Below are 17,264 nucleotides of genomic sequence, written 5' to 3'. Positions count from 1 at the left end.
GCCAGATTCGATTGGGCTTTGATTGTGGTTTTTCTCGAAAGACCCACAAGGGGTGCCACAACTACATGCCGAGGCCCCGAAAAGATCACTTTAAGCTCTTGTTAACCCGCAATAATTACTTGTAGCGGCATTGACACCCATGAAATCCCATGATATCCCAAATAATCCCATTTTAGGGGTAAGGTACGGCGATTTTTGCCAAGTCACCGTTGGGGGCGCAGATGACGCCGGGGTGGCCGAGACAGACGAGCGGGGAAGGAGCCGCAGGGGAAGCAGGTGGCGATCTTTATTGGCACCTTCGAGAACAAGGTGGACGCCAAGGGCAGAGTATCCGTGCCCGCGCCGTTCCGCCAGGCACTCGCCGGCCTGCCCTTCCAGGGCATCGCCGCTTTCCGCTCGCATCGCGCCGATGCGGTCGAGGGCTGCGGCATGGACTTCATGGAACAGATGATCGCCCGCGTCGGCGAACTGGACCTCTTCTCCGCCGACTCCGACGACCTGGCGACCACCATCTTCTCGGACTCCCAGCAGCTGCCCTTCGACAGCACCGGCCGCATCCAGCTGCCGGAGAACTTCCGCCAGCATGCCGGCATCACCGGCAAGGCCGCCTTCGTCGGCATGGGCCAGCTGTTCCAGATCTGGGAGCCCGGCAAGCTGGAGGCCCACAAGGCGGCGGCGCGCGACCGCGCCCGCGAGCAGCGCCTGACCATTCCCGCGCCACAGGGCGGCGGAGGTGGACGATGAGCCCCAGGCCTCCCTCCACCGGCCCCACCGCCGGCGGGCACCGCCCGGTTCTCCTGAAGGAAGTGTTGGAAGCCCTGGCGCCGCGCGACGGCGCCATTTACGTTGACGGCACCTTCGGCGCCGGCGGCTACAGCCGCGCCATCCTGGAGGCCGCCGACTGCACCGTCTGGGGCATCGACCGCGACAAGAGCGCCGTCGCCCGCGGCCGCGAGCTGGCCGCCGGCTATGCCGGGCGCCTGCAGCTGGTCGAGGGCTGCTTCGGCGACATGGCCGAGCTGCTGGCCGACCAGCTGGGCGAGCCGCTGGACGGTGTCGCCCTCGACCTCGGCGTTTCCTCCATGCAGCTCGACCAGCCCGAGCGCGGCTTTTCCTTCCGCGCCGACGGGCCGCTGGACATGCGCATGGAAGGCGCCGGCGAGCGGCCGACCGCCGCCGACGCGGTCAATTCCCTGCCCGAGGCCGAGCTGGCCGACATTATCTATACCTATGGCGAAGAGCGCCGCGCCCGCCAGGTCGCCCGCGCCATCGTCGCCGCCCGCGCCGAGAAGCCGCTGACCCGCACCGGGGAGCTGGCCGAGCTGGTGCGCGGCGTGGTGAAGAGCCCCAAGGGACCGAAGGGCGCGAAAGCCATCGATCCGGCGACCCGCACCTTTCAGGCGCTGCGCATCTACGTGAACGACGAGCTGGGCGAACTGCACCGCGGCCTGGAGGCCGCCGAGGCGCTGCTCGGCCCCGGTGGACGCCTGGCCGTGGTCTCCTTCCACTCCCTGGAAGACCGCATCGTCAAGCAGTTCCTGCGCGTGCGCAGCGGCCAGCAGGCCGGCGGCTCGCGCCACGCCCCGCCGAGCCTGGCGGAGGACGCCAAGGACCCGACCTTCACACCGCTGTTCCGCGGCACCCGCCGCGCGGGCGAGGAGGAGTGCCGCGAGAACCCGCGCGCCCGCTCCGCCCAGCTGCGCGCCGCCGAACGCACCGCCGCCCCGGCCTGGCCCCGCAGACAGGGGGAGGCCCGCGTCACATGAAGCGCCTCGTCATCTTCTGCTGGCTCGTGGCCGGCTCGGTCACGGCCCTGATCCTGTTCCAGATCAAGCAGGAAGTGCGCAGCCTGGAGCAGGAAATCGCCCAGACCCAGCGCGAGATCGTCAGCGACCAGGAAGCCGTCCACGTGCTGGAAGCGGAGTGGAGCTACCTCAACAGCCCGTCGCGCATCGCCACGCTGGCCCAGCGCCACCTGGGCATGGGGCCGATCCCGGCCGAGCGTGTCGTTGGTTTCCAGGACCTGCCGCTGCCCGGCGCGCCGGAAGAGGAAGACGGCGTCGCGCCCGAGAACGAAGATTCGAAACGGCCCTCCGCGGCGACCCTCGTGAAAGCCGGGGTCGAGGCGTCCGCCGGCCCGGCGGGAGCGCTGCGCCAATGATCCGCCGTTTCATCACCCGGCAACTGCGTCAGCCGCTGCCGCCCGCCAGGCCGGAGAGCGATCCCTACGCCCGCGCCCTGCCCAAGGGTGACCTGAGTGGCGGCCGCCCGGCGGTGGTGCGCGTCGACGGCGCCACCAAGCAGGCGCTGGAGACCGGCCGCACCCGGCTGCTGGTCGCCGCCGTCAGCTTCACGCTGGCCTTTACGCTGATCGGCTGGCGGCTGGTCGACCTGGGCCTCATGGCCGACCAGCACGAGCCTTCGCTGGCGCGCAGCCTGTCCTCCGACGCGCTGGAGACCGGCCGCGCCGACATCGTCGACCGCAACGGCATCGTGCTGGCGACGACCATGCCGACGGCCTCGCTCTACGCCAACACGCAGCACATCCGCAATCCGCAGCGCGCCGCCGAGCGCCTTGCCGAGGCGCTGCCCGACCTCAGCCCCGCCCACCTGCGCGCCAAGCTGGCCAGCGGGCGCAGCTTCGTGTGGCTGCAGCGCAACCTGACACCGCGCCAGCAGGACCGGGTGAACCGCCTCGGCATCCCGGGCCTCTACTTCCAGCGCGAGCAGCGCCGCTTCTACCCGCACGGCGCCCTGCTGCCGCACGTGGTCGGCTTCACCGACGTCGACAACCAGGGCCTGGCCGGCATCGAACAGTCCTTCGACGATGTGCTGCGCGCCTCGGCCAAGCCGCTGCAGCTCAGCATCGATCTGCGCGTCCAGCACGTGCTGGCCCAGGAACTGGCCGGCGCCATGACGGAGTTCCGCGCCATCGGCGCCGCCGGCGTGGTCATGGACGCGCGCAGCGGCGAGGTGCTGGCCATGGTTTCGCTGCCGACCTACGACCCGGAAAAGCCGGCCGCCGCCCCCGCCGACGCGCGCTTCAACCGCGCCAGTCTGGGCATCTACGAGATGGGCTCGGTCTTCAAGCTCTTCACCACCGCCATGGCGCTGGACGAGGGCATCGTCGATCTGAACGACGGCTACGACGTGCGCCAGCCGATCCGCGTGGCGCGCTTCACGATCCGCGACTACCACCCCAAGAACCGGTGGCTGTCGATCCCGGAAATTCTCATGTATTCCAGCAACATCGGCACCGTCCACATGGCCATGGACGCGGGGACGCCGCGCCAGAAGGAGTTCCTCGGGCGCCTCGGTCTGCTGCAGCCGGCCGGCGTCGAGTTGAGCGAGGTCGGCCAGCCGCTGGTGCCCTCGCCGTGGCGCGAAATCAACACCATGACGATCTCCTATGGTCACGGCCTGGCGGTCTCGCCGCTGCAGCTCACCAGCGCCGTCGCCGCCATGATCAACGGCGGCACCGAAGCGCGCGCCACCCTGCTGAAGCAGGACCCCGCAGGGGCCGGCAAGGGGCGGCGCGTGGTCGCCGCGGCCACCTCGGAAAAGATGCGCCGGCTCATGCGCCTGGTCGTGGTCAAGGGCACCGGCCGCAAGGCCAACACCGCCGGCTACGTCGTCGGCGGCAAGACCGGCACGGCGGACAAGCCATCGGGCGGCGGCTACGCGCGCAACTCGCGCATCGCCTCCTTCGTCGGCGCCTTTCCCATGGACGACCCGCGCTACGTGGTCTTCGCCATGGTCGACGAGCCGAAGCCGACCAAGGAGACCTTCGGCTACGCCACCGGCGGCTGGGTCGCGGCGCCCATCGCGGGACGCCTGATCGAGCGCATCGGCCCGCTGCTCGGCGTGGCGCCGCGCGGGGACGACAACGAACTGATCGAGCAGATGCTCGTCGATATCGAGACGAACGCGGAAGGTCGCCAACTTGCGTCTAACTGACCTTCTGCAAGGTGAGGAAGCGGTAATGCAGCCGGCAACGGCACAGGCGGAGATAGAGATCAGCGGCCTGACGGCGGACAGCCGGCAGGTGGCCGAGGGCTATCTCTTTGCCGCCCTGCCGGGCAGCCGCGCCGACGGCCGCGACTTCATCCCCCAGGCTCTGGAAAAAGGCGCCGCCGCCGTGCTGGCGCCGCAGGGCACCCGGCTGCCCGAGACGACGACGCCGGTCGCCCTCATCACCGATCCCAATCCGCGGCGCCGGCTTGCTCTGCTCGCCGCCCGCTTTTACGGATGCCAGCCGGAGACGGTCGCCGCCGTCACCGGCACCAACGGCAAAACCTCGGTCGCAAGTTTCACCCGGCAGATCTGGCAAGCGCTGGGTCACGACGCCGCCAGCCTTGGCACGCTCGGCCTGCAGCCGCCGCGCGCCGACGCTCCGGCCTCCCTGACCACGCCGGACTCGGTGGAACTGCACCGCTGCCTTGCGACGCTGGCCCGTGACCACATCGATCACGTTGTGCTGGAAGCCTCAAGCCACGGCCTAGACCAGTCTCGGCTTGATGGGGTCCGGGTCAGTGCCGCAGCCTTCACCAACCTGACGCGCGATCATCTCGACTATCACCGCACCATGGAGGCCTACCTGGCCGCCAAGCTGCGGCTCTTCACCGGGCTGCTGCAGGACGGCGGGACCGCGGTGGTCAACGTCGACGACCCGGCCGGCGCCGACGTTGTCGCCGCCTGCCGCGCGCGCGGGGTGAGGCTGATCACCTACGGCAAGAACGCGGGCGCCGAGCTGCGCCTCCTCGCCCAGCAGCCGACGGCCACCGGTCAGAACCTGAAGATCACGGTCTTCGGCCGGGACTACGACGTGGCCTTGCCCGTCGCCGGCGCCTTCCAGGCCGACAACGTCCTGGCCGCCTTGGGCCTCGTCCTGGCCGGCGACGTTGATACCGACAAGGCCGTCAAGGCGCTGGAGCAGGTCTCCGGCGTGCCGGGCCGGGTCGAGCTGGTCGGCGCCACGCCGGCCGGCGGCCACGTCTATGTCGACTACGCGCACACGCCCGACGCCCTGGAGACGGTGCTGAAGGCGCTGCGCCCGCATACCCAGAACAAGCTCTTCGTCATCATCGGCTGCGGCGGCGACCGCGACCCCGGCAAGCGTCCCATGATGGGCCGCATCGCCGTGACGCTGGCCGACGAAGCCATCATTACCGACGACAACCCGCGCAGCGAGGATCCCGCCGGCATCCGCCAGGAAATGCTGGCCGAGGCCCCGGGCGCGCAGGAGATCGGCGATCGGGGGGCGGCCATCGCCACCGCGGTGGCCGCTTTGGGTCCGGGCGACGTACTGGTCATTGCCGGCAAGGGCCATGAGACAGGCCAGATTGTTGGGGGACAAGTCTTGCCGTTCGATGACCGGGAAATCGCCCGGACCGCAATTTCCAAGCTGGCGGGAGGCGCGTGATGGCCGCCGCGACCGCTGCAGCTAAAGAAGTGCTGTGGACCGCCGAGGAAGCCGCCCAGGCGACCGGCGGGCGCAACACCACGGACTGGCAGGCGACCGGGGTTTCCATCGACTCGCGCACGCTGGAGCCGGGCGACCTCTTCGTCGCGCTGAAGGGGCCGACCTTCGACGGCCACGATTACGCCGGCAAGGCCATCAAAGCCGGCGCCGCCGCCTCCATGGTGCACCGGCGCGCCGACGGCGTGGACGAGTCCCTGCCGCTGCTGATCGTCGACGACACCTTCGCCGCGCTGTGGCGCCTGGGCACCGCGGCGCGCGAGCGCAGCACGGCCCGGCTCATCGCCGTTACCGGCTCGGTCGGCAAGACCGGCACCAAGGAGGCGCTGCGCCTCTGCCTCACGCCGCAGGGCGTGACCGCCGCCAGCGTCGGCAGCTTCAACAACCACTGGGGCGTGCCCCTGAGCCTGGCGCGCATGCAGCGCGACGCCGTCTACGGCGTCTTCGAGCTGGGCATGAACCATCCCGGCGAGATCCGCGAGCTGACCGCGCTGGTGCGCCCGCACGTCTCCGTCATCACCAACATCGAGCCGGCCCACATCGGTAACTTCACCTCGATCACCGAGATCGCCGACGCCAAGTCGGAGATCTTCGAGGGCATGGATTCCAACGGCACCGCCGTGCTGAACCGCGACAACGCCCTGTTCCATCACCTCTGCACCAAGGCGGAGGACGCCGGCGTTACGCGCATCGTCTCCTTCGGCCGCCACAAGGAGGCCGACGCGCGCCTGATCGACTGCTCGCTGCACGCCACCTGCAGCGCCGTCACCGCCAGCATCCGCGGGCAGGAGATCGACTACTGCCTGGCCATGCCGGGTTCGCACTGGGTGATGAACTCCCTGGCCGTGCTGGCCGCGGCCAGCGCCGCCGGCGCCGACGTGGTCAAGGCCGCCGGCGAGCTCGCCAACCTGAAGCCCCTGAAGGGCCGCGGCGAACTCCACAGCATCGAGACCACGGCCGGTACCTTCAAGCTGATCGACGACAGCTACAACGCCAACCCGACTTCCATGCGCGCGGCCTTCGAGGTGCTGGGCCGCGCCAGCCTGGGCAACGGCGGCCGGCGCATCGCCGTGCTGGGCGACATGCTGGAGCTGGGCGAGCGCTCCGACGAGATGCACGCCGGCCTCGCCGGCCCGCTGGAGGCCGCCGGCATCGACCTGGTCTTCACCTGCGGCGCCTCCATGGCCGCGCTGCACGAGGCGTTGCCGGAAAAGCGGCGCGGCGCCCACGCCGAGACCTCCAAGGAACTGGCCGGCTCCGTCGTGGACGCGGTCCGGCCCGGCGACTCCCTGCTGGTGAAAGGCTCGCTCGGCAGCCGCATGGCCGTGATCGTCGAGGCGCTGATTGCGCTCGGCGACGACTCACCGCAAGTAGCAAACGGCCCCAAAAAAGCCAACGGACGGTAGGAAACAACAAAGTATGATCTATAACCTGCTTGTCCCCCTCGCCGAAGACATCACGATCTTCAACCTGTTCCGCTATCTGACTTTCCGGAGCGGCGGCGCGGTGATCACGGCGCTGGCCATCTGCTTCCTGCTGGGTCCGCGCATCATCGCCTGGCTGCGCTCCAAGCAGGGCGAGGGCCAGCCGATCCGCGAAGACGGGCCGGAAGGCCACCTGCTGACCAAGAAGGGGACGCCGACCATGGGCGGCTTCCTCATTCTCATCGCGCTGACCATCTCCACCCTGCTGTGGGCGGACCTGACCAACCGCTACGTCTGGTGCGTGCTTTTCGTCACCACCGGCTTCGGCGCCGTCGGCTTCGTCGACGACTACCTGAAGCTCACCAAGCGCTCCAGCGACGGCCTGCCCGGCCGCCTGAAGCTGCTGATCCAGGTGATCATCTCCACCCTGGTCGCGCTGTGGATCTCCAACATCGCGCCGCCGGAGATGGACACCCATCTGGCGGTCCCCTTCTTCAAGAGCCTGCTGGTCAACCTCGGCATCATGTTCGTGCCCTTCGCGGTCTTCGTCATGGTCGGCGCCTCCAATGCGGTGAACCTGACCGACGGCCTGGACGGCCTGGCCATCGTGCCGGTGATGATCGCCGCCAGCTGCTTCGCGCTGATCGCCTACCTTGTCGGCAACTCCTTCTTCGCCGAGTACCTGCAGGTGCACTACGTGCCCGGCACCGGCGAACTGGCCGTTTTCTGCGGCGCCCTGGTGGGTGCCAGTCTCGGCTTCCTGTGGTTCAACGCGCCGCCGGCCATGGTCTTCATGGGCGACACCGGCTCGCTGTCCTGCGGCGGTGCGCTGGGCTCCATCGCCGTGGTGACCAAGCACGAACTGGTCCTGGGAATCATCGGCGGCCTCTTCGTGCTCGAGACGGTCTCTGTCATCGTCCAGGTCGCCTCCTTCAAGATGACCGGCAAGCGCGTCTTCCGCATGGCGCCGCTGCACCACCACTTCGAGAAGAAGGGCTGGGCCGAGCCGACCATCGTGATCCGCTTCTGGATCATCGCCTCCATCCTGGCCCTCGCCGGCCTCGCCACCCTCAAGCTGAGATAAGGAGTCCGTCGTCCCGTGATCGATCTCAGCTTCTTCGCCGGTTTGCCCGTGGCCGTGCTCGGCCTCGGCAAGTCCGGGCTGGCCGCGGCGCGCGCGCTGCACGCCGCCGGGGCGGAGGTCTGGGCCTGGGACGACAACGAGGACGCCCGCGCCAAGGCGCGCGAGGCCGAGGTGCCGCTGGTCGACCTGAACCAGGTGAACTGGATGGAGGTCACCAGCCTGATCCTCTCGCCGGGCATCCCGCACAGCTTCCCGCAGCCGCACCCCATCGTGGCGGCCGCCAGGCAGAACAACGTGGAGATCATCGGCGACATCGAGCTGCTGGCCCGCGCCCAGCGCGACGCGCGCTACCTCGGCATCACCGGCACCAACGGCAAATCGACCACCACCGCGCTGATCGGCCACATCCTGCAGCTCGCCGGCCGCCAGACCGCCGTGGGCGGCAACCTGGGCACCCCGGCGCTGACCCTGGAGGCGCTCTACAGCGACGGCATCTACGTGCTGGAGATGTCCTCCTATCAGCTGGAGCTGACCCTCTCCATCACCTTCGACGTCGCGGTGCTGCTGAACATCACGCCCGACCACCTGGACCGTCACGGCGGCTTCGAGGGCTACGTGAAGGCCAAGCGCCAGATCTTCCACCGCCAGACCAAGCCGCGCACCGCCATCGTCGGCGTCGACGACGAGACCTGCTCGAAGATCTACGGCGAGCTGAAGGCCGCCGACGAGCAGATCGTCATCGGCATCTCCGGCGAGCGCCTGGTGCCCGGCGGCGTCTACGCCCAGAACGGCGTGCTGATCGATGATACCGAAGGCGCCCGCACGCCGGTCATGGACCTGAGCGAGGTTCCGAGCCTGCCGGGCAGCCACAACGGACAGAACGCCGCGGCGGCCTATGCCGCCTGCAAGGCGATCGGCGTCGAGGCGCCGGTCATCGCCGCCTGCCTGCGCAGCTTCCCCGGCCTGCAGCACCGCCAGCAGATCGTCGCGGTGATCGACGGCGTGCCCTACATCAACGATTCCAAGGCCACCAACGCCGACGCCGCCGCCAAGGCGCTGGCCTGCTACGACAAGATTCTGTGGATCGCCGGCGGGCGCGCCAAGGAGACCGGCCTCGAGGGCCTGGAATCCTATTTCCCGCGCATCGCCCAGGCCTTCCTGGTCGGCGAGGCCGCCGAGGATTTCGCCAAGGTACTCGAAGGAACAGTGCCGGTTTCCCTGTCCGGCACCATTGCGCAGGCCGTGACAGAGGCCGCCGACGCCGCCTCCCGCCTCCCGGGCAGCGTCGTGCTGCTGTCGCCGGCCTGCGCCTCTTTCGACCAATTCGCGAACTTCGAGCTGCGCGGCGACGCCTTCGTCGCGGCCGTCGAGGCCCTGCCCGGCGAGCGCGGCGAGATCGCCGTGCCCGCCCTCAAGCCCGCTCCCTCTCCTGCCCAGAACCCGGAAGGTGCGGCATGAGCAGCTTCGCGCGCACCGATACCTCCCTGCTGGGGCGCTGGTGGTGGACCGTCGACCGCTGGACCCTGCTGTCGCTCATCGCCCTCATGGGCTTCGGCGCCGTGCTGATGCTGGCCGCCTCCCCGGCCGCGGCCGAACGTATCGGCCTGCAGTCCTTCCAGCTCGCGAGCCGCCAGATCGTGCTGCTGCCGGTCGCCGCGGCGCTGCTCATCGCCATGTCGCTGGCCACGCCGCGCTGGGTGCGGCGCATCGCCTGCTTCGGCCTGCTGGGCTCCATCGCGCTGCTGTGCCTGACCCTGGTGGCCGGCGCCGAGATCAAGGGCGCCACCCGCTGGATCAGCCTCGGCGGCTTCTCGCTGCAGCCCTCGGAGTTCGCCAAGCCCTGCTTCGCCGTGGTCTCCGCCTGGCTGTTCTCGCTGGAGCGCGAGGAAAGCGGCGTGCCCGGCGCCAAGATCGCCGTCGGCCTGTGGCTGGTGATGATCTCCCTGCTGCTGCTGCAGCCCGACCTGGGCCAGGCGGTGCTGGTCAGCGCCATCTGGGGCGCCCAGCTGTTCCTGGCCGGCCTGCCGCTGGCCTGGATCGCCGGTCTTGCGGTGCTGGGCGCCGGGGGCATCGTCGCCGCCTACTTCGCCCTGCCCCACGTGACCGAGCGCATCAACTCCTTCCTCGACCCCGCCGCCGGCGACCGCTACCAGATCAACCGCTCGCTGGAGGCCTTCGTGAACGGCGGCCTGCTGGGCCGCGGCCCCGGCGAGGGCACGGTGAAGGCGCAGCTGCCCGACGCCCACTCCGACTTCATCTTCGCCGTGGCCGGCGAGGAGATGGGCCTCATCGCCTGCCTCATCATCCTCGGCCTCTTCGCCTTCGTGGTGCTGCGCGGCTTCGCGCGGCTGATGGGCGAGAACTCCTTTTTCGTGCTGCTGGCGGCCAGCGGCCTCCTGGTGCAGTTCGGACTGCAGGCCTTCATCAACATGGCCTCCACCCTGCACCTCATGCCGACCAAGGGCATGACCCTGCCCTTCCTCAGCTACGGCGGCTCCTCGCTCATGGCGCTGGCGCTGGGCATGGGCATGCTGCTGGCGCTGACGCGGCGGCGCGTCGGCGGGGGGGCGCGGTGATGCCCCATTCCGCGAAACAGCCCCGCAGGGTGGTGCCCGCCGCCGGCGGCACCGGCGGCCACATGTTCCCGGCCCAGGCCCTGGCGCGCGAGCTGCTGTCGCGCGGTATCGGCGTGGTGCTGACCACCGACGCGCGCGGCGGCGGCTTCGGCCCCGACCTGCCGCAGGTCGAGACCCACCGCATCCCGGCCGGCGCCATGGCCGGCGCCGGGCTGATGAAGAAGCTGCGCTCCGTGGCACAGCTCGGCCTCGGCTACCTGCAGGCGCGCGGCCACCTGAAGCGCTGCGGCGCCGAGGTGGCGGTCGGCTTCGGCGGCTATCCCTCGGTGCCCACGGTCCTGGCGGCGGCCCACCGCGGCCTGCGCGTGGTGCTGCACGAACAGAACTCGGTCCTGGGGCGCGCCAACCGGCTGCTGGCCCCGCGCGCCGAGGTCATCGCAACCTGCTTCGACAAGGTCGACGGCGTGACCGACACCGACCGCGGCAAGCTTCGGGTCACCGGCAATCCGGTGCGCGAGGCGATTGCCGCGGTCGGCGCGCGCCCCTACGCCGTGCCCGGCGACAACGACCCGCTGCGCCTGCTGGTGGTCGGCGGCAGCCAGGGCGCCGTGGTGTTCAACGAAGTCGTGCCCGCCGCCGTGGCCCTGCTGCCCGACGACCTGCGCCGGCGCCTGACCGTGCACCAGCAGGTGCCGGGCCAGGCCCTCGATGCCGTGGCGCGGGTCTACGACGACTGCGGCGTGCAGCACCAGCTGGCCGCCTTCTTCGACGACGTGCCCGAGCGCCTGGCCGGCGCCCACCTGGTGATCAGCCGTGCCGGCGCCTCCACGGTCGCCGAGCTTGCCGCCGCCGGACGGCCCGCCGTCATGGTGCCCTTCCCCTCGGCCACCGACGACCACCAGACCAGCAACGCCCAGGCCCTGGTCGAGGCCGGCGGCGGCTGGCTGATGCCGCAGTCGGGACTCGACCCCGACAGCCTGGCCGAACGCCTGTGCTCCCTGCTGACCAGCCCGGCGCTGCTCGCGCGCGCCGCCGGCTGCGCCCACGCCGCCGCGCACCTGAATGCCGCGCGCGACCTGGCCGACCTGGTCTGCGGCGCCTCCGACGGCAACGGCGACGCTCTGCAGAACAAGGACAACGGCAAGGAGGCGGCGGCATGAGGGGCCTGCCTCTGGATCTCGGCATCATTCACTTCGTCGGCATCGGCGGCATCGGCATGAGCGGCATCGCCGAGGTGCTGGCCAACCTGGGCTACCAGGTCCAGGGCAGCGACATGTCCGACAACGCCAATGTGCAGCGCCTGCGCAAGATGGGCATCCAGGTCGCCATCGGCCACAAGGCCGAGAACCTGGGCGAGGCCAAGGTCGTGGTCGTCTCCTCGGCCATCAAGACCGGCAACCCCGAGGTCGACGCCGCGCGCCAGCGCTTCATCCCCATCGTGCGCCGGGCCGAGATGCTGGGCGAACTGATGCGCCTGAAGTGGTCCATCGCCGTCGGCGGCACCCACGGCAAGACCACCACCACCTCGATGGTCGCCACCCTGCTGGACGGCGCCGGGCTGGACCCGACGGTGATCAACGGCGGCATCATCAACGCCTACGGCACCAACGCGCGCCTGGGCGAGGGCGACTGGATGGTGGTCGAGGCCGACGAGAGCGACGGCAGCTTCCTGAAGCTGCCCGCCACCATCGCCGTGGTCACCAATATCGATCCCGAGCACATGGAGTTCTACGGCACCGAGGAAGCACTGCACCGCGCCTTCGAGACCTTCGTCGAGAATATCCCCTTCTACGGCTTCGCGGTGCTCTGCATCGACCACCCGGCGGTGCAGAACCTGATCGGCCGCATCGAGGATCGCCGCATCATCACCTACGGCATCAGCCCGCAGGCCGACTACCGCGCCGAGAGCATCCGCGTCGCCGACGGCGGCCTGGCCTTCGACGTGGAGGTCACCGACCGCAGCGGCGATGTCGAGACACGGATCAAAGACCTGCGCCTGCCGATGCTGGGCCATCACAACGCCATGAACGCCCTGGCGGCGGTCACCGTGGCGCGCGAGATGGGCCTGGAGGAAGACAGCCTGCGCAAGGCGCTCGCCGGCTTCGGCGGCGTGAAGCGCCGTTTCACCCGCACCGGCGAGGCCGGGGGCATCACGGTGATCGACGACTACGGCCACCACCCGGTGGAGATCACCGCCGTGCTGGCCGCCGCACGCCAGGCCGCCAAGGGCAAGGTCATCGCCGTGGTGCAGCCGCACCGCTACAGCCGCCTGCACGACCTCTTCGAGCAGTTCTGCACCTGCTTCAACGACGCCGACGCCGTCGTCGTGGCCGATGTCTATACCGCCGGCGAGCAGCCCATCGAGGGCGCCGACCGCGACCACCTGGTCGAAGGCCTGCGCGCCCGCGGCCACCGCCAGGCCCTGCCCCTGCCCTCGCCTGAGGAGCTGCCCGGTTTGATCCACGAGCTGGCGGCCCCGGGCGATATGGTGGTCTGCCTCGGCGCCGGCAACATCACCGCCTGGGCCAACGCCCTGCCCGGCGAGTTGGAAAAGCTGCAGGTCGCCGGGGGGGAGAAATGAGCGCCATGGCGGCTGAACGTCATACGCCCCTGATCGAGCGCCTGCCCGCGGTGCGCGGACGGCTGACCGCCGACGCGCCGCTGAACGGCATCACCTGGTTCCGCGTCGGCGGCCCGGCCGAAGTCATGTTCCGCCCCGCCGACCGCGAAGACCTGCTGGCCTTCCTGGCCGCCAAGCCCGACGACGTGCCGGTGACGGTGCTGGGCGTCGCCTCCAACGTGCTGATCCGCGACGGCGGCCTGCCGGGCGTGGTCCTGCGCCTGGGCCGCGGCTTCGCCGAGATCGCCGCCGAGGGCAGCGACATCCTCTGCGGCGCCGCGGCGCTGGACCTCAACGTGGCGACGGGCGCCAAGCTGGCGGGCATCGCCGGGCTGGAGTTCCTCTCCGGCGTGCCGGGCACCATCGGCGGCGCCGTGCGCATGAACGCCGGCGCCTACGGCAAGGAGATCAAGGACGTGCTGGTCTGGGCCGAGGCGGCCGACGCCTACGGCCAGGTCCACCGCCTGACCAACGCCGAGCTGAACTTCGAGTACCGCCGCTCGGCCCTGCCCGCCGACTGGATCTGCCTGGGCGCGCGCCTGGCCGGTGAACCCGGCGAGCGTGCCGAGATCGAGGCGCGCATGAAGCAGATCCAGGGCCAGCGCGCCGGCAGCCAGCCGATCCGCAGCCGTACCGGCGGCAGCACCTTCAAGAACCCGCCGGGCCACAAGGCCTGGCAACTCATCGACGCGGCCGGCTGCCGCGGCCTCAAGGTCGGCGGCGCCATGGTCTCGGAGAAGCACTGCAACTTCCTGATCAACACCGGCGAGGCCACCGCGGCCGACCTGGAGAACCTGGGCGAGGAAGTGCGCCGCCGGGTGAAGGAAGCCTCCGGCGTCGACCTGGAGTGGGAAATCAAGCGCCTGGGCGTGCCCGCGCAGAAGGGAGGAACGGCATGACGCAAGCTTCCCCTGGGCGCGTCGCCGTTCTCATGGGCGGCCTGTCCGCCGAGCGCGAGGTCTCGCTGAACTCCGGCAAGGCCTGCGCCGCCGCCCTGCGCGACAAGGGCTACGAGGTCAGCGAGATCGACGTCAGCCGCGACATGGGCGCCCTGGTGAAGGCCCTGAGCCCCAAGCCGGACGCGGTGTTCAACGCGCTGCACGGGCGGTGGGGCGAGGACGGCTGCATCCAGGGGCTCCTGGAGCTGCTGCACATTCCCTACACCCATTCCGGCGTACTGGCTTCGGCCCTGGCGATGGACAAGCAGATGGCCAAGACCGTGGTCGCCACCGCCGGCGTCACCAGCCCCGAGGGCATCGTCATCAAGGCCGAGGACCTGGGCGACGGCGATCCCCTGCCGCGTCCCTATGTGGTCAAGCCGGTGCGCGAGGGCTCCAGCGTCGGTGTGCGCATCGTGCGCGAGGGCGACAACCAGCCGCCGATCTCCGTGCACGGCTGGGAGCCGGAGACCGAGTTGCTGGTCGAGCCCTTCATCGCCGGGCGCGAGTTGACCGTCAGCGTCATGGGCGACCGCGCCCTGGCCGTCACCGAGATCCGTCCCCTGGGCGAAGGCTTCTACGACTACGACGCCAAGTATTCCGAGGACAGCGAGGTCGCCGCGGTGCACGTGCTGCCCGCCGAGGTGCCGGAAGAGATCTACGAGGGGGCCATGGCAGCCTCCCTGGCCGCCCACAAGGCGCTGGGGTGCCGCGGCGTCAGCCGCTCCGACTTCCGCTACGACGACACCGGCGACGCGCCGGGCAGCCTCTATTACCTGGAGACCAACACTCAGCCGGGCATGACCTCGACAAGCCTGGTGCCCGAGCAGGCCCGTCATCTGGGCATGTCCTTTCCTGATCTCTGTGCCTGGATGGTGGAGAACGCCGCATGCGATTCCTGAACCCCTTCGACCGGTCGACCAACAAGCGCGCGGCGAACAAGCGCAGACCGGCCAAGACCGCAGGGCGCGGCGGCAGCAAGCGCAAGGTCAAGAAGACCACGCGGCGCCGCAACCGGGCCGGGATCAACTGGCGGATGGTGATGCGCGCGGTGCCGGTCTGCATCGCGCTGGGCGCGCTCGGCGGCCTGGCCTGGCTGTGGCAGGACGGCTGGTTCGGGCGCCAGGCCGAGGCCCTGCGCCTCGCCGCCCTGCAGGGGTCCGCCGACATGGGCCTCAAGATCGAGGAAGTGCTGGTCGAAGGCCGCCACCGCACCGACGGCCAGCTGATCCTGGCGCGCCTGGGCCTGACGCTGGGCCGGCCGATCCTGGATATCGACCCCGAGGCCGCGCGCGCCGGTCTGGAGGCCCTGCCCTGGGTGCGCAGCGCCAGCGTCGAGCGCCAGCTGCCCGGCACCATCTTCATCCGCCTCAACGAGCGCGAGCCCCTGGCCCTGTGGCAGGAAAAGGGCGTGATCCGCGTCCTCGACCGCAACGGCGAGGTCATCCCCGGCATCGAGCCGCGGCGCTTCGCCCACCTGCCGCTGGTCGTCGGCGCCGACGCCCCGCCGCACGCCGCCAAGCTGATCGCCGTGATGAACAGCGAGCCGGAACTGCGCGAGCGCGTCACGGCCGCGGTCAGGGTCGGCGGCCGCCGCTGGAACGTTCAGATCGAGGGCCGCATCGACGTGCGCCTGCCGGAGGCCGACGCGGCCGCGGCCTGGGCGCAGCTCGCCCGCATCGAGCGCCAGCAGGGCCTGCTGTCGCGCGACGTCATCGTCATCGACCTGCGCCTGCCGGACCGCCTGGTGGTGCGCACCGATCCGGAAAAGGGTCCGCTGGGCCACGAGGAAGTCAAAGGGGAAAGCACATGAGCCGCGATCGCGCGCTTGAGATCCACGGAGGAACCAGAAGCGCCGCATGAGGAAGAGTTTGGTCAGAGGCGGCATCGCCGCGGCACTTGATATCGGCAGCAGCAAGGTCTGCTGCTTCCTCGCGCGCGTGGACGATAACGGGCGGCCGCAGGTCGTCGGCATCGGCCAGCAGGCAAGCCGCGGCATCAAGGGCGGCACCATCGTCGACATGGACCTGGCCGAGACCTCGGTCCTCAACGCCGTGCACGCGGCCGAGCAGATGGCCGGCACGACCATCGACCGCGTGGTGGTGAACCTCTCCGGCGGCTATCCGGCGTCCGCCACCGTGGGCGTCGAGGTGTCGCTGAACGGCCACGAGGTCGGCGAGGCGGACCTGCGCCGCGCCGTGGCCTACGGCCACCAGACGCAGCTGCAGCGCCAGCACGACGACCAGGGCCGGCAGATGATCCATTCGATCCCGACCGGCTATTCCATCGACGGCAACCGCGGCATCCGCGACCCGCGCGGCATGTTCGGCGAGCAGCTGGGCGTGCACATGCACATCATCACCGCCTCGACGGGCGCGGTGCGCAATGTCAGCACCTGCATCCAGCGCTGCCACCTGGAGCCGGCGGCTTTCGTGGTCTCGCCCTACGCCTCGGGCCTGGCCTGCCTGGTCGAGGACGAGATGGAGCTGGGCGTCACCGTCATCGACATGGGCGGCGGCACCACCACCATCGCCGTGTTCTACGAGAACAACGTCATCTTCACCGACGTGATTCCGGTCGGCGGCAATCACGTCACCAGCGACATCGCCCGCGGCCTGTCGACGCCGCTCGCCCACTCGGAGCGCATGAAGACCCTCTACGGTCACGTCATCGCCGCCCCGACGGACGAGCGCGAGCTGATCGACGTGCCGCAGGTGGGCGAAGACGAGAACTCCGAATCGCAGCAGATCCCGCGGTCCCTCCTGGTCGGCATTATCCAGCCGCGGGTGGAGGAAACGCTGGAACTGGTGCGCTCGCGCCTCGAGCTCAGCGGCTTCGACAAGATCGCCGGGCGCCGGGTGGTGCTGACGGGCGGTGCCTGTCAGCTGCCGGGAACGCGCGAGCTGGCTTCGACCGTACTGGACAAGCAGGTACGCCTCGGCCGCCCGACGCACGTGGGTGGCCTGGCCGAAGCCACGGCAGGACCGGCCTACGCGACCTGCGCGGGTCTGTTGAACTACGCCGCCACGGCGGACGTGGCGATGCCCGGCGAGGCATCCCCGGAACCCAGGGAGCTGGGCGGCCTGGTGGGCCGCCTGGGTCATTGGCTCCGTGAACACTTTTAGAAGGTTGATAACGGATGT

Annotated in this window: 15 protein-coding genes; all 15 read left to right on the top strand. The window is 70.1% G+C overall.

Translation table 11 applies throughout. The annotated features are described in order from the left end of the window. The first annotated feature begins 276 nt into the window (after positions 1-276). The 15 genes from H7X47_RS26265 to ftsA are packed head-to-tail and all read left to right on the top strand — an operon-like array spanning position 277 to position 17,246. Positions 277-744, top strand: a complete 468-nt coding sequence (locus tag H7X47_RS26265) for a division/cell wall cluster transcriptional repressor MraZ (RefSeq protein WP_193367711.1) — start codon at positions 277-279, stop codon at positions 742-744. Further along, positions 741-1,766: a 16S rRNA (cytosine(1402)-N(4))-methyltransferase RsmH gene (rsmH, locus tag H7X47_RS05825; protein WP_193367710.1), complete on the top strand. Its 1,026-nt coding sequence runs from the start codon at positions 741-743 to the stop codon at positions 1,764-1,766. The genes H7X47_RS26265 and rsmH overlap by 4 nt, the downstream gene beginning before the upstream one ends. Beyond that, on the top strand, positions 1,763-2,161 hold the full coding sequence (ftsL, locus tag H7X47_RS05820; protein ID WP_193367709.1) for a cell division protein FtsL: 399 nt from the start codon (positions 1,763-1,765) through the stop codon (positions 2,159-2,161). The genes rsmH and ftsL overlap by 4 nt, the downstream gene beginning before the upstream one ends. Next, complete coding sequence (locus H7X47_RS05815; RefSeq protein WP_193367708.1) at positions 2,158-3,957, top strand: peptidoglycan D,D-transpeptidase FtsI family protein; 1,800 nt, start codon at positions 2,158-2,160, stop codon at positions 3,955-3,957. Before ftsL ends, H7X47_RS05815 begins: the two co-directional genes overlap by 4 nt. Positions 3,958-3,982: 25 nt before the next feature. Continuing rightward, positions 3,983-5,422, top strand: coding sequence for a UDP-N-acetylmuramoyl-L-alanyl-D-glutamate--2,6-diaminopimelate ligase (locus tag H7X47_RS05810; protein ID WP_264373075.1), 1,440 nt, complete (start codon positions 3,983-3,985; stop codon positions 5,420-5,422). Further along, a complete protein-coding gene (locus H7X47_RS05805) occupies positions 5,422-6,885 on the top strand; it encodes a UDP-N-acetylmuramoylalanyl-D-glutamyl-2,6-diaminopimelate--D-alanyl-D-alanine ligase (RefSeq protein ID WP_193367706.1) in 1,464 nt (487 codons plus the stop codon). The genes H7X47_RS05810 and H7X47_RS05805 overlap by 1 nt, the downstream gene beginning before the upstream one ends. 13 nt (positions 6,886-6,898) lie before the next feature. Then, entirely contained in the window at positions 6,899-7,987 is a 1,089-nt protein-coding gene (gene mraY / locus H7X47_RS05800) for a phospho-N-acetylmuramoyl-pentapeptide-transferase (RefSeq protein ID WP_193367705.1), read from the top strand. Positions 7,988-8,002: 15 nt separating this feature from the next. Then, a complete protein-coding gene (gene murD / locus H7X47_RS05795; RefSeq protein ID WP_193367704.1) occupies positions 8,003-9,445 on the top strand; it encodes a UDP-N-acetylmuramoyl-L-alanine--D-glutamate ligase in 1,443 nt (480 codons plus the stop codon). Further along, positions 9,442-10,563, top strand: a complete 1,122-nt coding sequence (gene ftsW / locus H7X47_RS05790) for a putative lipid II flippase FtsW (RefSeq protein WP_193367703.1) — start codon at positions 9,442-9,444, stop codon at positions 10,561-10,563. Before murD ends, ftsW begins: the two co-directional genes overlap by 4 nt. Further along, positions 10,563-11,723, top strand: a complete 1,161-nt coding sequence (gene murG, locus H7X47_RS05785; RefSeq protein WP_193367702.1) for an undecaprenyldiphospho-muramoylpentapeptide beta-N-acetylglucosaminyltransferase — start codon at positions 10,563-10,565, stop codon at positions 11,721-11,723. The genes ftsW and murG overlap by 1 nt, the downstream gene beginning before the upstream one ends. Then, positions 11,720-13,144, top strand: coding sequence for a UDP-N-acetylmuramate--L-alanine ligase (gene murC / locus H7X47_RS05780; RefSeq protein WP_193367701.1), 1,425 nt, complete (start codon positions 11,720-11,722; stop codon positions 13,142-13,144). The genes murG and murC overlap by 4 nt, the downstream gene beginning before the upstream one ends. Beyond that, a complete protein-coding gene (gene murB / locus H7X47_RS05775; protein ID WP_437126556.1) occupies positions 13,141-14,082 on the top strand; it encodes a UDP-N-acetylmuramate dehydrogenase in 942 nt (313 codons plus the stop codon). The genes murC and murB overlap by 4 nt, the downstream gene beginning before the upstream one ends. Next, on the top strand, positions 14,079-15,023 hold the full coding sequence (locus H7X47_RS05770) for a D-alanine--D-alanine ligase (RefSeq protein ID WP_193367699.1): 945 nt from the start codon (positions 14,079-14,081) through the stop codon (positions 15,021-15,023). The genes murB and H7X47_RS05770 overlap by 4 nt, the downstream gene beginning before the upstream one ends. Then, positions 15,011-15,934 carry a cell division protein FtsQ/DivIB gene (locus tag H7X47_RS05765; RefSeq protein ID WP_193367698.1) on the top strand — a complete coding sequence of 308 codons (924 nt, stop codon included), beginning with the start codon at positions 15,011-15,013 and terminating at the stop codon, positions 15,932-15,934. The genes H7X47_RS05770 and H7X47_RS05765 overlap by 13 nt, the downstream gene beginning before the upstream one ends. A 46-nt stretch (positions 15,935-15,980) precedes the next feature. After that, complete coding sequence (gene ftsA, locus H7X47_RS05760) at positions 15,981-17,246, top strand: cell division protein FtsA (RefSeq protein ID WP_193367697.1); 1,266 nt, start codon at positions 15,981-15,983, stop codon at positions 17,244-17,246. The last annotated feature ends 18 nt before the right edge of the window (positions 17,247-17,264 follow it).

Origin of the sequence: Pelagibius marinus (assembly GCF_014925385.1) — a bacterium.
GTDB lineage: Bacteria > Pseudomonadota > Alphaproteobacteria > Kiloniellales > Kiloniellaceae > Pelagibius > Pelagibius marinus.
This window is presented reverse-complemented; position numbering and strand designations above follow the sequence as displayed.

What these genes read in the sequence shown, in the direction of transcription:
- rsmH (WP_193367710.1), top strand. Translation starts at nt 741, where the DNA reads ATGAGCCCCAGGCCTCCCTCCACCGGCCCCACCGCCGGCGGGCACCGC.
- ftsL (WP_193367709.1), top strand. Translation starts at nt 1,763, where the DNA reads ATGAAGCGCCTCGTCATCTTCTGCTGGCTCGTGGCCGGCTCGGTCACG.
- H7X47_RS05815 (WP_193367708.1), top strand. Translation starts at nt 2,158, where the DNA reads ATGATCCGCCGTTTCATCACCCGGCAACTGCGTCAGCCGCTGCCGCCC.
- H7X47_RS05810 (WP_264373075.1), top strand. Translation starts at nt 3,983, where the DNA reads ATGCAGCCGGCAACGGCACAGGCGGAGATAGAGATCAGCGGCCTGACG.
- H7X47_RS05805 (WP_193367706.1), top strand. Translation starts at nt 5,422, where the DNA reads ATGGCCGCCGCGACCGCTGCAGCTAAAGAAGTGCTGTGGACCGCCGAG.
- mraY (WP_193367705.1), top strand. Translation starts at nt 6,899, where the DNA reads ATGATCTATAACCTGCTTGTCCCCCTCGCCGAAGACATCACGATCTTC.
- ftsW (WP_193367703.1), top strand. Translation starts at nt 9,442, where the DNA reads ATGAGCAGCTTCGCGCGCACCGATACCTCCCTGCTGGGGCGCTGGTGG.
- murG (WP_193367702.1), top strand. Translation starts at nt 10,563, where the DNA reads ATGCCCCATTCCGCGAAACAGCCCCGCAGGGTGGTGCCCGCCGCCGGC.
- murC (WP_193367701.1), top strand. Translation starts at nt 11,720, where the DNA reads ATGAGGGGCCTGCCTCTGGATCTCGGCATCATTCACTTCGTCGGCATC.
- murB (WP_437126556.1), top strand. Translation starts at nt 13,141, where the DNA reads ATGAGCGCCATGGCGGCTGAACGTCATACGCCCCTGATCGAGCGCCTG.
- H7X47_RS05770 (WP_193367699.1), top strand. Translation starts at nt 14,079, where the DNA reads ATGACGCAAGCTTCCCCTGGGCGCGTCGCCGTTCTCATGGGCGGCCTG.
- H7X47_RS05765 (WP_193367698.1), top strand. Translation starts at nt 15,011, where the DNA reads ATGCGATTCCTGAACCCCTTCGACCGGTCGACCAACAAGCGCGCGGCG.
- ftsA (WP_193367697.1), top strand. Translation starts at nt 15,981, where the DNA reads ATGAGGAAGAGTTTGGTCAGAGGCGGCATCGCCGCGGCACTTGATATC.